The organism is Mycobacterium sp. 012931 (assembly GCF_000419295.1).
GTDB lineage: Bacteria > Actinomycetota > Actinomycetes > Mycobacteriales > Mycobacteriaceae > Mycobacterium > Mycobacterium marinum.
In genome coordinates this window covers 344,421-357,798 of the sequence record NZ_AOPX01000001.1, presented here as the reverse complement: position 1 = coordinate 357,798, position 13,378 = coordinate 344,421, and the positions used below count along the sequence as shown (strand labels likewise).

At 65.5% G+C, this 13,378-nt stretch carries 11 protein-coding genes and 2 pseudogenes; all 13 read left to right on the top strand.

Translation table 11 applies throughout. From position 1 onward, the window contains the following. Window positions 1-82: 82 nt before the first annotated feature. The 13 genes and pseudogenes from MMSP_RS01535 to MMSP_RS01475 all read left to right on the top strand — a co-directional run bounded on the left by MMSP_RS01535 (window position 83) and on the right by MMSP_RS01475 (window position 13,352). Window positions 83-994, top strand: a complete 912-nt coding sequence (locus tag MMSP_RS01535) for a Rossmann-like and DUF2520 domain-containing protein (protein ID WP_020785187.1) — start codon at window positions 83-85, stop codon at window positions 992-994. After that, window positions 991-1,938 (top strand): pantoate--beta-alanine ligase, encoded by a 948-nt coding sequence (gene panC / locus MMSP_RS01530; RefSeq protein WP_020785186.1) that lies wholly within the window; start codon window positions 991-993, stop codon window positions 1,936-1,938. Before MMSP_RS01535 ends, panC begins: the two co-directional genes overlap by 4 nt. Further along, the gene (gene panD, locus MMSP_RS01525; protein ID WP_012396624.1) at window positions 1,938-2,369 is read left to right on the top strand and encodes an aspartate 1-decarboxylase; all 432 of its coding nucleotides are present in this window, start codon (window positions 1,938-1,940) and stop codon (window positions 2,367-2,369) included. The genes panC and panD overlap by 1 nt, the downstream gene beginning before the upstream one ends. A 2-nt stretch (window positions 2,370-2,371) precedes the next feature. Continuing rightward, window positions 2,372-3,163, top strand: a complete 792-nt coding sequence (locus MMSP_RS01520; protein ID WP_020785185.1) for a type III pantothenate kinase — start codon at window positions 2,372-2,374, stop codon at window positions 3,161-3,163. Between the two features lie 148 nt (window positions 3,164-3,311). Beyond that, window positions 3,312-4,808 carry a lysine--tRNA ligase gene (lysS, locus tag MMSP_RS01515; RefSeq protein ID WP_020785184.1) on the top strand — a complete coding sequence of 499 codons (1,497 nt, stop codon included), beginning with the start codon at window positions 3,312-3,314 and terminating at the stop codon, window positions 4,806-4,808. A gap of 114 nt (window positions 4,809-4,922) precedes the next feature. Next, on the top strand, window positions 4,923-5,264 hold the full coding sequence (lsr2, locus tag MMSP_RS01510; RefSeq protein WP_011741818.1) for a histone-like nucleoid-structuring protein Lsr2: 342 nt from the start codon (window positions 4,923-4,925) through the stop codon (window positions 5,262-5,264). A gap of 407 nt (window positions 5,265-5,671) precedes the next feature. Then, the gene (gene clpC1, locus MMSP_RS01505; protein ID WP_020785183.1) at window positions 5,672-8,218 is read left to right on the top strand and encodes an ATP-dependent protease ATP-binding subunit ClpC; all 2,547 of its coding nucleotides are present in this window, start codon (window positions 5,672-5,674) and stop codon (window positions 8,216-8,218) included. A 202-nt stretch (window positions 8,219-8,420) separates the two neighbouring features. Next, a pseudogene (locus MMSP_RS01500) lies at window positions 8,421-9,347 on the top strand (PE family protein); the annotation flags it as partial. A gap of 179 nt (window positions 9,348-9,526) precedes the next feature. Continuing rightward, complete coding sequence (locus tag MMSP_RS01495) at window positions 9,527-9,736, top strand: CbtB-domain containing protein (protein ID WP_015357449.1); 210 nt, start codon at window positions 9,527-9,529, stop codon at window positions 9,734-9,736. 14 nt (window positions 9,737-9,750) lie between these two features. Beyond that, on the top strand, window positions 9,751-10,518 hold the full coding sequence (locus MMSP_RS01490; RefSeq protein ID WP_020785181.1) for a CbtA family protein: 768 nt from the start codon (window positions 9,751-9,753) through the stop codon (window positions 10,516-10,518). A gap of 7 nt (window positions 10,519-10,525) precedes the next feature. Beyond that, window positions 10,526-11,059, top strand: coding sequence for a histidine phosphatase family protein (locus MMSP_RS01485; protein WP_012396617.1), 534 nt, complete (start codon window positions 10,526-10,528; stop codon window positions 11,057-11,059). A 230-nt stretch (window positions 11,060-11,289) separates the two neighbouring features. After that, window positions 11,290-12,350: pseudogene (locus tag MMSP_RS29475) on the top strand (PE family protein); the annotation flags it as partial. Between the two features lie 132 nt (window positions 12,351-12,482). Next, window positions 12,483-13,352: a rhomboid family intramembrane serine protease gene (locus MMSP_RS01475; RefSeq protein ID WP_036426999.1), complete on the top strand. Its 870-nt coding sequence runs from the start codon at window positions 12,483-12,485 to the stop codon at window positions 13,350-13,352. The last annotated feature ends 26 nt before the right edge of the window (window positions 13,353-13,378 follow it).

Genomic DNA, 13,378 nt, shown 5'->3' with positions numbered 1-13,378 from the left:
TCGACTACAGTCTTAGTGACCGTCCGGTACCCGGTCATCCACGGGACTGGAACGAACGAAGAAACCTGTGAGGTCGTCTGCGATGGTGCAGCTCGACGGTTTGCGCCCGGCCAGGCTCAAGGTGGGGATCATCTCGGCCGGCCGGGTAGGCACCGCCCTGGGGGTCGCGCTAGAGCGCGCCGATCATGTCGTGGTGGGATGCAGCGCCATTTCGCACGCGTCGCTGCAGCGGGCGCAGCGCCGGTTGCCCGATACCCCGGTGCTGCCGCCGCCGGATGTCGCCGCATCGGCCGAGTTGCTGGTGCTGGCCGTCACCGACAGTGAACTGGCGGGTCTGATATCGGGTCTGGCCGCCACGTCGGCGGTGCGGCCGGGCACCATCGTGGCGCACACATCCGGCGCCAACGGGATTGGCATCTTGGAGCCCCTGACTGCGCAGGGTTGCATACCGCTGGCCATTCATCCGGCGATGACCTTCACCGGCTCCGACGAAGACATCAATCGGCTGCCCGATACCTGCTTCGGAATCACCGCGGCTGACGACGTCGGGTATGCGATCGCCCAATCGCTGGTGCTGGAGATGGGCGGCGAACCGTTCTGCGTGCGCGAGGAAAGCCGCGTGCTCTACCACGCGGCCCTCGCACATGCGAGTAACCACCTCGTCACCGTGCTCGCCGATGCCCTCGAGGCCTTGCGCACCGCCTTGCGTGGACAAGAACTACTCGGCCAGCAATGCGTCGACAACCAGCCCGGCGGTATCGCGGAACGCATCGTCGGACCGCTAGCCCGAGCGGCCCTGGAAAACACGCTGCAGCGGGGTCAGGCCGCGCTGACCGGGCCGGTCGCGCGCGGTGACGCCGCCGCGGTCGCCGGCCACCTGGCCGCGCTCACCGAAGCGGACCCGCAACTGGCGCAGGCGTATCGGGTGAACGCCCTGCGCACCGCCATGCGGGCCCATGCACCGGGGGATGTGGTGGAGGTCTTGACGCCATGAGAGCGAATGCCGGCCGGGCGCCCGTCTTCAAGCCGGGCGAACTCAACATCTACTCGGCGCCGCGTGACGTCGGCGAGGTCAGCCGGGCGCTGCGCCACACCGGCCGCCGGGTGATGTTGGTCCCCACGATGGGGGCCCTGCACGAGGGTCATCTGGCGCTGGTGCGGGCGGCCAAACGCACGCCCGGTGCGGTGGTCGTGGTGTCGATGTTCGTCAACCCGCTGCAGTTCGGTGCCGGCGAGGATCTGGACGCCTACCCACGAACCCTCGATCAGGATCTGGCGAAACTGCGGGCCGAAGGTGTGGAAATCGCGTTCACCCCGACCGCGGCGAGCATGTACCCCAACGGTCTACGCACCACCGTGCAACCCGGCCCACTGGCTGCCGAACTCGAAGGCGGTTCGCGACCAACCCATTTCGCCGGGGTGCTGACCGTGGTGCTCAAGCTGCTACAGATCGTGGCTCCCGACCGGGCGTTCTTCGGTGAGAAGGATTATCAGCAGCTGGTGCTCATCCGGCAGATGGTTGCCGACCTCAACGTCAACGTGCAGGTGATCGGCGTGCCGATCGTGCGTGAACACGACGGACTGGCGATGTCGTCGCGCAATCGCTATCTGGACCCGGCGCAACGGGAAGCGGCCATCGCGCTCTCGGCGGCGCTGACGGCCGGGGCACATGCGGCGACCGCCGGTGTCCAGGCTGCGCTGGATGCGGCGCGCGGTGTGCTCGAGGCCGTCCCCGGGATCGTCGTCGACTATGTGGAACTGCGCGACGGCGAGCTCGGCCCGGTTTCCCCCAGCGGATCTGGCCGGTTGCTGGTCGCCGTCCGGTTCGGCACCACCCGGCTGCTCGACAACGTGGCAATTGAGATCGAAAGTATCGCCGGCACCGACGGGCAGCCTGTCGGGCCGGACGGGCGTGTCCAATCACCTTGGAGGAATTGATGTTACGGACAATGTTGAAGTCGAAGATTCACCGCGCCACCGTCACGCAGGCCGACCTGCACTACGTCGGGTCGGTGACCATCGATGCCGACTTGATGGACGCCGCGGATCTGCTCGAAGGTGAACAGGTGACCATCGTCGACATCGATAACGGTGCTCGCTTGGTCACGTATGCGATCACCGGCGAACGCGGTAGTGGCGTAATCGGGATCAACGGTGCCGCGGCCCATCTCGTACACCCCGGCGATCTGGTGATCCTGATCGCCTACGGGACCATGCAGGATGCCGAGGCACGCGCCTACCAGCCGCGGATCGTGTTCGTCGACGCTGACAACAAGCAGATCGACGTGGGCCACGACCCGGCTTTTGTGCCCGCATTCGACATTCCCGGGGCGGAGGAGCTGTTGAATCCGCGGATCGGTGCGCGGTAACCGTGCTGCTGGCGATCGACGTCCGCAACACCCACACCGTTGTCGGTCTGCTATCGGGGGCCAAACAGCACGCAAAGGTCGTGCAGCAATGGCGGATACGGACCGAATCCGAAGTCACCGCCGATGAATTGGCACTGACGATCGACGGGTTGATCGGCGAGGATTCCGAGCGGCTCACCGGTGCGACCGGGTTGTCCACGGTCCCGTCGGTGTTGCATGAGGTGCGGATCATGCTGGAGCAGTATTGGCCGTCGGTCCCGCACGTGCTGATCGAACCTGGGGTACGCACCGGTATTCCGCTGCTGGTCGACAACCCCAAAGAAGTGGGTGCCGACCGGATCGTCAACTGCCTGGCGGCATATCAGCAGTTCGCAAAGGCGGCCATTGTCGTCGATTTCGGATCATCGATATGCGTGGACGTGGTGTCGGCCAAAGGCGAATTCCTGGGCGGGGCGATCGCACCCGGCGTTCAGGTTTCTTCGGATGCCGCCGCGGCCCGTTCGGCGGCACTTCGGCGCGTCGAGTTGGCCCGGCCGCGCTCGGTGGTGGGTAAGAACACGGTGGAATGCATGCAGGCTGGTGCGGTATTCGGTTTTGCCGGGCTGGTTGACGGCCTGGTGGCGCGGATTCGTGAGGACGTTAAGGGTTTTTCAGCCGACGACGATGTCGCGGTGGTGGCGACCGGGCACACCGCGCCGCTGCTGCTGCCCGAACTGCATAGCGTCGAACACTTCGACGAGCACCTGACCCTGCATGGATTACGGCTGGTCTTCGAGCGCAATCGGGAGGCTTAGCGCGGTCGGCTGAAGCCGGCGCGCTAGCCGCCACCCGGCGACCATGCGTCCCGGCCGATTCCGGCCGGGAGCAATCTTTAGGGCGGGTTTCGCGCGCCCGGTGCCCGCGCGATGAGTGCTCAGGCGAGTTCATTTAAGCTGGCACGTCGTGAGCTCCGCCGAGTCAGACATTCCCGAGCAGTTCCGAATCCGTCGGGACAAGCGTGCTCGGTTATTGGCAGAGGGGTATGACCCCTATCCGGTAGCCATCGAACGCACTCACACGTTGGCCGAGATTCGTGCCACCTATGCCGACCTACCGACAGATTCGGCGACCGAGGACATCGTCGGTGTCGCGGGTCGAGTGGTGTTCGCGCGTAACACCGGGAAACTGTGTTTTGCGACACTGCAGGACGGCGACGGCACCCAGCTGCAGGCGATGATCAGCCTCGACAAGGTGGGCCGCGAATCGCTGGACAGGTGGAAGGCCGACGTCGACATCGGTGACGTCGTCTACGTGCACGGCACCGTGATCAGCTCCCGTCGGGGCGAACTATCGGTGCTCGCCGATTCCTGGCGGATGGCTGCCAAGGCCTTGCGGCCGCTGCCGGTCGCACACAAGGAGATGAGCGAGGAGTCGCGGGTCCGTCAGCGCTACGTCGATTTGATCGTGCGTCCGCAGGCGCGGGAGGTCGCGCGACAGCGGATTGCGGTAATCCGTGCGGTGCGTAATGCGCTGGAGCGGCGCGGGTTTCTCGAAGTCGAAACGCCAATGTTGCAGACCTTGGCCGGCGGCGCTGCGGCGCGGCCGTTCGTCACCCATTCCAATGCCCTCGACATCGATCTTTACCTGCGTATCGCGCCGGAACTGTTCCTCAAGCGTTGCATCGTGGGCGGTTTCGACAGGGTCTTTGAACTAAATCGGGTGTTCCGAAACGAAGGGTCTGATTCCACCCATTCCCCGGAATTCTCCATGCTGGAGACGTATCAGACCTATGGAACCTATGACGATTCGGCCTTGATCACCAGAGAGCTTATTCAAGAAGTTGCTGACGAGGCGATCGGAACCAGACAACTCTCGATGCCTGACGGCAGCGTGTACGACATCGACGGAGAATGGGCAACTATCGAGATGTATTCCTCCTTGTCGGAGGCACTGGGGGAACAGATCACGCCAGAGACGACGGTTGCTCGCTTACGTGACATCGCAAGCGGACTTGACGTAGAGATTGACAACAGTGTTTTTGGTCACGGCAAACTTGTCGAGGAACTCTGGGAACATGCTGTCGGCAACAAATTGACGGCGCCCACATTTGTCAAGGATTTCCCAGTCGAGACAACGCCATTGACTCGTCAGCACCGCAGTATCCCCGGAGTAACCGAGAAGTGGGATCTCTACGTGCGCGGAGTCGAACTGGCTACCGGGTACTCGGAATTAAACGATCCCGTCGTCCAGCGGGACAGATTCGCTGATCAGGTCCGTGCGGCGGCCGCGGGTGACGACGAGGCGATGCAACTTGACGAAGATTTTCTGACGGCTCTGGAGTACGGGATGCCCCCGTGTACTGGAACTGGAATGGGCATCGATCGGTTGTTGATGTGTTTGACCGGACTGTCAATTAGGGAGACAGTTTTGTTCCCGATTGTTCGCCCTCACTCCAACTGAACTGCCGGTGGTTGTGTCTGGATTGAGAATTTTGCTTACTTATGGCACATTGGTGCGCGGGGAGACTATCCATCCTGTATTGCGACGCATAGGAAGAAACGCGAGGGTAAGCCAATGGCTAAGAAAGTTACCGTCACCTTGGTCGACGATTTCGACGGTGCCGGTGCTGCTGACGAAACGGTTGAATTTGGGCTTGACGGGGTGACCTACGAGATTGACCTTTCTTCCAAGAATGCCGCGAAACTGCGCGGTGATCTGAAGCAATGGGTTGCGGCGGGTCGGCGCGTCGGTGGCCGGCGACGTGGGCGTTCGGGATCCGGACGTGGCCGCGGCGCTATCGACCGCGAGCAAAGCGCGGCCATCCGGGAATGGGCACGCCGTAATGGGCACAATGTGTCGACCCGTGGCCGTATCCCGGCCGACGTCATCGACGCATTCCACGCTGCCGGTTCATAGCGATCTCGATCTATTACCGTCGCCCAGGCTAAGCCTGGGCGACGGTGCTATGTCATTTTCGCTCGTGGCGAAACCGATCTTCGGCCGACACGGGAAACACTTCGGCGGTTTTCCTCGTTAACGTGTTGCGGTTCTGTTGTAGCAGGAAGAAAACGAGGCCGGCGCGGCTTCTCAGGGAACGCCGGAGCCCTGCGCGGCTTCTCGGGCGCCGGGTCTGGGTCACGGGTGTATCTGATTCGGGTGATTCGGGCCCCACACCGGAGTTGCAGCCGGGAACAGCACGGCACTGCAAGGTTGTTATGAAGCCTGGCAGGCCGACCATTACAGTGGACTGCAGGTACGCGGGGCCGAGCTGGACTGGTTCAGGACCGACCAAAGTACCGATGAGGGAGAGCAGGTAACCGCCGATGTTCGAACGTTTTACCGACCGTGCCCGCCGGGTCGTTGTCCTGGCGCAAGAAGAGGCCCGGATGCTGAACCACAACTACATCGGCACCGAGCACATTCTGCTGGGGCTAATCCATGAAGGCGAAGGCGTTGCGGCCAAGTCGCTGGAGTCGCTCGGGATCTCGCTGGAAGGTGTGCGCAGCCAGGTCGAAGAGATCATCGGCCAGGGCCAGCAGGCACCGTCCGGGCACATCCCGTTCACTCCGCGCGCCAAGAAGGTGCTCGAACTCAGCCTGCGCGAGGCGCTGCAGCTCGGCCACAACTACATCGGTACCGAGCACATCCTGCTCGGCCTGATTCGCGAGGGCGAGGGTGTGGCCGCCCAGGTGCTGGTCAAGCTGGGCGCCGAACTGACCCGGGTGCGCCAGCAGGTGATCCAGCTGCTGAGCGGCTACCAGGGCAAGGAGGCCGCCGAGGCAGGCACCGGCGGCCGGGGAGGGGAGTCCGGCTCTCCCTCCACGTCGCTGGTTCTCGACCAGTTCGGCCGCAACCTGACCGCGGCTGCCATGGAAGGCAAGCTGGACCCGGTCATCGGCCGCGAGAAGGAAATCGAGCGGGTCATGCAGGTGCTCTCCCGGCGCACCAAGAACAACCCGGTGCTCATCGGCGAGCCCGGCGTGGGCAAGACCGCTGTGGTCGAGGGCCTGGCGCAGGCCATCGTGCACGGCGAGGTGCCCGAGACGCTGAAGGACAAGCAGCTCTACACGCTGGACCTCGGCTCGCTGGTCGCGGGTTCGCGCTACCGTGGTGACTTCGAGGAACGCCTGAAGAAGGTGCTCAAGGAGATCAATACCCGCGGCGACATCATCCTGTTCATCGACGAGCTGCACACGCTGGTCGGGGCGGGTGCCGCCGAGGGCGCGATCGATGCCGCAAGCATCCTCAAGCCCAAGCTGGCACGCGGCGAGCTGCAGACGATCGGTGCCACCACCCTCGACGAGTACCGCAAGTACATCGAGAAGGACGCCGCGCTGGAGCGCCGTTTCCAGCCGGTGCAGGTGGGGGAGCCGACGGTCGAGCACACCATCGAGATCCTCAAGGGCCTGCGGGACCGCTACGAGGCGCACCACCGCGTGTCGATCACCGATTCCGCGATGGTGGCCGCCGCGACGCTGGCCGACCGCTACATCAACGACCGGTTCCTGCCGGACAAGGCGATCGACCTGATCGACGAGGCGGGCGCCCGGATGCGGATCCGTCGCATGACCGCGCCGCCAGACCTGCGCGAGTTCGACGAGAAGATCGCCGACGCGCGCCGGGAGAAGGAATCGGCGATCGACGCCCAGGACTTCGAGAAGGCGGCGAGCCTGCGCGACCGGGAGAAGCAACTGGTGGCGCAGCGTGCCGAGCGTGAAAAGCAATGGCGTTCGGGCGATCTCGACGTGGTCGCCGAAGTCGATGACGAACAGATCGCCGAAGTGCTGGGCAACTGGACTGGCATCCCGGTGTTCAAGCTCACCGAGGCGGAAACCACCCGCCTGCTGCGGATGGAAGATGAGCTGCACAAGCGGATCATCGGCCAGGAAGACGCGGTCAAGGCGGTCTCCAAGGCGATCCGCCGCACCCGCGCCGGGCTGAAGGACCCGAAGCGCCCGTCGGGATCGTTCATCTTCGCCGGCCCGTCCGGTGTCGGTAAGACCGAGCTGTCCAAGGCGCTGGCCAACTTCTTGTTCGGTGACGACGACGCGCTCATCCAGATCGACATGGGCGAGTTCCACGACCGGTTCACCGCGTCCCGGCTCTTCGGTGCTCCGCCCGGATATGTCGGCTACGAAGAGGGCGGCCAGCTCACCGAGAAGGTGCGGCGCAAGCCGTTCAGCGTGGTGCTCTTCGATGAGATCGAGAAGGCACACCAGGAGATCTACAACAGTCTGTTGCAGGTCCTCGAGGACGGCCGGCTCACCGACGGCCAGGGCCGCACGGTCGACTTCAAGAACACCGTGCTGATCTTCACGTCGAATCTGGGGACATCCGATATTTCCAAGCCCGTCGGCCTCGGGTTCAGCCAGACTGGCGGCGAGAACGACTACGAGCGGATGAAGCAGAAGGTCAACGACGAGCTCAAGAAGCACTTCCGGCCGGAGTTCCTCAACCGCATCGACGACATCATCGTCTTCCACCAGCTGACTCGCGACGAGATCATCCGGATGGTCGACCTGATGATCGGCCGCGTCGCCAACCAGCTCAAGAGCAAGGACATGGCGCTCGAGCTGACCGACAAGGCAAAGTCGCTGCTGGCCAAGCGCGGTTTCGACCCGGTCTTGGGTGCTCGTCCGCTGCGGCGAACCATTCAGCGTGAGATCGAGGACCAGCTCTCGGACAAGATCCTCTTTGAGGAGGTCGGTCCGGGACAGGTCGTCACCGTCGACGTCGACAACTGGGACGGCGAGGGCGCCGGTGAGGACGCGAAATTTACGTTCACCGGTACCCGCAAGCCGCCGAGTGAGCCGGACCTGGCAAAGGCCGGAGCACACAGCGCCGGGGGACCTGGGCCCACCGAGCAGTAACCGAACACTCTGAAAACATGTGACGGGCTTGCCTCTGGCAGGCCCGTCACATGTTAAGCGGACGTTGCGAGCTGCTTCCGATTTCCTGAAAGTTCGTTGAAGCTCCGCATGTCGCGGCGGGACATGGCGATACGTTTCTATTGATCTATCCGGCAGTGATCAGGCCGATGCTGGGTTGCGTCATGTGCCGAGGAGGCGAGCCATGCCGCTAGTTTTTGCCACACCGGAGATCATCGCGGCCGCAGCAACGGACTTGGCGCAGATTGGGTCGGCGATCAGCGGGGCCAACACCGCGGCGGCGGCTCCGACCACCGAAGCGCTTGCCGCCGGTGCCGATGAGGTCTCGACGGTCGTTGCGCCCCTGTTCTCCCGCTACGCCCAGGCTTATCAGGTGCTGGGCGCCGACATGGCGGCCATTCATGACCAGTTCGTGCAGGCCTTGAACGCCGGCGCAAATTGGTATGCCGGTGTGGAGTCGGCCAACAGTTCGACGCTACAAACCGTGCAGCAGGACGTGTTGGGGTTGATCAACGCACCCACGCAGGCCCTGCTGGGGCCAGGGCTGATCGGCGACGGTGCCGCGGGAACCGCATCGCACCCCGATGGGTATGACGGGGGGTTCTTGTACGGCAGCGGCGGTAGCGGCTACAACAGCGCCACCTCCGGAGTGGGCGGCGGTGCCGGCGGGGCCGCGGGCCTGATCGGCAATGGCGGGTCCGGCGGTCAAGGCGGCTGGCTGTACGGCAACGGCGGCGTTGGCGGGGCCGGCGGGGCCGCCAGCACGGCCGGCGGTAGCGGCGGTCTGGGCGGCGCCGGCGGTGCCGGCGGAGACTCGGAATTTGCCGGCGGCAATGGCAATACCGGTGGCGACGGCGGCACTGGCGGGACCGGCGGAGCCGGCGGCGATGGCGGCAACGGTGGTGCGGGCGGCGCGGGAGGTCTGCTAGGGCACTCGGGTAACCTCGGGCTTGGCGGCGAGGGCGGTACCGGTGGCGGTGGTGGCGACGGCGGTCATTGGGGCGACGGTGGGGGCCCCGGAAGTGGATCGCGCAGGGGCATGTCTGGATCCCATGGCAGTTACGGACAACCCGGGGGTTCAGGCGCGGACGGGGCGCACGGCCAGCCGGGCTGATTTTGTCGATCGACCCCTGGGAACTACCGGTTTACACTGGCCGGTGTTGTTTCATTGTTGTTGATGGGCGACGGAATCTGGTGAAATTCCAGAACGGTCGCGCCACTGTCTAGTCAGACCCGGCGCCCGTCATCGGCTACCCAAGTGGGGCGCGAGATCCCCAGAAGGAGTTGACCGTGGCGAACTCTCAGGCCGCCCAGGCCGGTTCGGTTGACCTATCGGCGGCAAGCGCAGCGCTGTGGCTGGCCGCCACGGCTGTCCTGGCGCTGTTGGCGATCTATTTCGTCGGCATCGATCAAGGGGCGGTATCGCTGGTGGGCGGCGATACCCACGTTCATGAGTTATTCCACGACGCCAGGCATTTGCTCGGCTTCCCGTGCCACTGAGCCGGGCGGCTAACGTGGAGCGGCGGCTGATCGCACGAGGTCTGCTGGCGGGCGCGGTGGGTGCCGTGTTGGCGTTCGTGTTCGCCCGGCTGTTCGGCGAACCCATCATCGGCCGGGCTGTCGAATTCGAAGACGCCCGCACCGAAGCTGCGCACGCTCACGGGGTGCACGAGCACGGTGCGGAATTGTTCAGCCGCGGCGTGCAGGCCAACGCTGGATTGGGTTTCGGAGTCCTGATTTTCGGCCTCGCGGTGGGAGCCCTTTTCGCCGTTGTGTTTTGTCTGGTGTACGGACGCGTGGGAAACCCGTCGGCAAGCCCCGCACCGCGGGTGCTTTCGATTCGGCTAGCGGCGCTGGCCTTCACCGTGGTGTATCTGGTCCCGTTCGTGAAGTATCCGCCTAACCCGCCGGCGGTCGGTCAAGCGGACACCATCGGTGCACGCACCCTGTGGTACCTGGTCATGGTGGTGGCGTCGGTGATGTTGTCAATCGTGGCCGTCTATCTGGTGCGGTGGCTCTCGATGCGGATGGACATGTTCAATGCCGGGTTGCTTGCGGCCGGTGCGTACCTGGTTGCGGTCACGGTGGTCATGGCGATCCTGCCGACTGTTGCCGAGATACCCCAGGGCTTTCCCGCCGATGTCCTCTACGAGTTCAGGTTGGTCTCGCTGGGAACCCAACTGGTGTTGTGGGCATCCATCGGACTGGTCTTCTCGGTGCTGGTAGGGCGAGGGCTGGACGAGCGGGCCGATAGCGGACGGGTGCAAAGCGCCGCGGCGTGACTGTTCGATGACCGATGTCACGCGGTTGATCCTGGTGTCGCATGGGATGACCGACGCGATGGCCGTCGGCCGCTTTCCCGACGACGAGCCGCTCAACCACACTGGTCGCCGATGGGCGGCGCCATTGGAGAGCAACCGCGACTCGCGGCAATACGCCGGGCCCGAGCGGCGTTGCTGTCAAAGCGCGGAGCTGCTGGGACTGCGAGCGGTCACCGAGCCGCGGCTGGCCGATCTGGATTGTGGGCATTGGCGCGGTTCGAGGCTGGCCGACATTGCGCCCGCTGACCTTACAGCGTGGCTGAGTGATCCCGGGCAAGCGCCGCACGGCGGTGAGTCGATTCTCGAGTTGATTGATCGGGTCGCCGGATGGTTGGCGTCGTTACAAGGAAATACGGTCGCGGTGACCCATCCCGCCGTAATCAGGGCAGCAATTCTAGTTGCCCTCGACGGCTGCCCGAAGTCGTTCTGGCGCATCGATGTTGCACCGTTAAGTCGGATAGCGCTGCATTACCGCGATCGGCGCTGGACACTGCGCCTTTAGCGGGTTGGAAAGTCCCCGATCTACCCGCCCTGCGCAATTGGCCACTCCAACAATCGGTTCGGAGCTGTGGCTGCGGTTGCGCGGCCGGATTTCGTGCGTCGCGACCATCCAAGGTTGGTTGGAAAGCCAGGGCTCCGGCGTTCCCTGTCCCAGACGGTGGAGGTGGGCAGATGTCGTAACTATTCGCGACGCCGGAGTTGGTGGCGGCCGCGGCAACGGATCTAGCCGGGGTGCAGTCGGTACTCAGCGCCGCGAACTCGGCGGCGGCCGGCCTCACCATGGCCGTGATGGCGGCCGGCGCGGACGAGGTATCGGCGTTGATCGCGGGTCTCCTCGATGCCCACGCCCGGGCGTATCAGGCACTCAGTGCCCAAGCTCTGGTGTTCCACGATCAGTTTGTCCAGATGCTCAACGCCGGTGCCAGCTCCTACGCCGCGGCCGAGGCGGCCAACGCGTCCCCGCTTCAGGTGGTACAGAACCTGGGGCAAAACGTGCTCGCCGCGGTAAACGCGCCGACCCAGGCCGTGTTGGGCCGTCCGCTGATCGGTGACGGCGCCAACGGATCGCCGAACACCGGCGCAGACGGCGGCGCGGGCGGTCTGCTGTACGGCAATGGCGGCAACGGGGGATCCGGTGGGCTGGCGCAGGCCGGGGGTAACGGCGGTGCGGCGGGGCTGATCGGCAACGGTGGCTCCGGCGGCGCGGGCGGTGCGGACTTCGCCGGCACATCGGGCGGGATGGGCGGTACCGGCGGTTGGCTGTGGGGCAATGGCGGGTCCGGCGGCGGCGGGGGCGTCGGCACCACCACGACCGGTGGGACAGGCGGTGCGGGCGGCAACGCGATGGGGTTGTTCGGCAACGGGGGCATCGGTGGCGCCGGCGGGGTCGGCCAGAACACCACCGGCACCGGGGGCAACGGGGGTGCCGGCGGAAACGCCGCGCTGCTGGGCTTCGCCGGGGCCGGCGGGGTTGGCGGGCTGGGCGGCGCCACCGGTGGTCAAGGCGGCAACGCGGCGCTGTTCGGTAACGGCGGCGACGGCGGCGTCGGTGGCTGGGGGGTGCTCGCGGCCGCCGGGGGCAAGGGCGTGACGGCGGCACCGGTGCCATCATCGGCAATGGCGGGGACGGCGGCGCAGCGGGAACCAGCATCGGCCAGTCGGCCAGCGGCGGCAACGGTGGCAATGCGCGGTTGCTCGGAAACGGCGGCGACGGCGGACCCGGCATCTTCGGCGGCGCCGGGGGCACCGGCGGTCAGGGCGGCACCCTGGCCGGAGTCCCCGGCGCTGCCGGACCCAGCTGATCGCCCCGCGAGCCGGGGCCCGCAGCCGTAACAACGGCCCCGACCTGCGCGTTGGTCTACTCGGCGGCGGCGCGGGGCGACCGCATTGATACCAAGCCGGGCGGCGCACGCGACAATGGTGCGATGAGTGGCCCCAGCCCGCCGGAGTCGCCCGCCTGCTACCGGCACCCCGGGCGGCCGACCTATGTCCGCTGCACCCGTTGCGATCGGTACATCTGTGGTGACTGCATGCGTTCGGGCGCCGTCGGCCATCAGTGCGTCGAGTGCGTGCGCGCGGACGCCCGCACGGTGCGCCAGCCCCGTACTCAATTCGGCGGCCGACAGCGTTCGGTCACCCCGGTGGTGACGTTCTCGCTGATCGCGGTGAGCGTGCTGGTTTTCGTTCTGCAGTTGGTCGTTGCCGGACTGGGGCCAGATCTGGCCCTGTGGCCACCGGCGGTCGCCGACGGCCAGCTATACCGGCTGGTTACCTCGGCATTCATGCACTACGGCACGTTGCACCTGGTGTTCAACATGTGGGCGTTATATATCGTGGGCCCGCCGCTGGAGATGTGGCTGGGCAGGTTGCGGTTTGGCGGCCTCTACGCGCTGAGCGCGCTGGGGGGCTCGGTGCTGGTTTACCTGATTGCGCCGCTGAACACGGCGACCGCCGGCGCATCGGGAGCGATATTCGGCCTGTTCGGTGCCACCTTTGTCGTGGCAAAACGGCTCAATCTCGACATCCGCTGGGTGGTCGCCCTGATCGCGATCAACCTCGCGATCACGTTTGTCGCGCCCGCGGTTGGTTCCCAGCTGATCAGCTGGCAAGGGCACGTCGGCGGGCTGATTACCGGCGCCCTGGTTGCCGCGGCCTACGTCTACGCGCCTCGAGAACGCCGTAATTTCATCCAAGGTGCGGTGACCCTGACCGTTGCGGTTGCGTTCGTGGTGCTGATCTGGTGGCGCACCAGCGAGTTGCTCGCGATGTTCGGTGGGCACCTCAACTTGGGCTGACGCCCGGCGGCGGGGCCGGGTTAGGT

Bases quoted from the DNA above. Each gene is read 5' to 3' on its own strand.
- MMSP_RS01535 (WP_020785187.1), top strand. From the start codon at position 83: ATGGTGCAGCTCGACGGTTTGCGCCCGGCCAGGCTCAAGGTGGGGATC.
- panD (WP_012396624.1), top strand. From the start codon at position 1,938: ATGTTACGGACAATGTTGAAGTCGAAGATTCACCGCGCCACCGTCACG.
- clpC1 (WP_020785183.1), top strand. From the start codon at position 5,672: ATGTTCGAACGTTTTACCGACCGTGCCCGCCGGGTCGTTGTCCTGGCG.
- MMSP_RS01475 (WP_036426999.1), top strand. From the start codon at position 12,483: ATGAGTGGCCCCAGCCCGCCGGAGTCGCCCGCCTGCTACCGGCACCCC.
- lsr2 (WP_011741818.1), top strand. From the start codon at position 4,923: ATGGCTAAGAAAGTTACCGTCACCTTGGTCGACGATTTCGACGGTGCC.
- MMSP_RS01485 (WP_012396617.1), top strand. From the start codon at position 10,526: ATGACCGATGTCACGCGGTTGATCCTGGTGTCGCATGGGATGACCGAC.
- panC (WP_020785186.1), top strand. From the start codon at position 991: ATGAGAGCGAATGCCGGCCGGGCGCCCGTCTTCAAGCCGGGCGAACTC.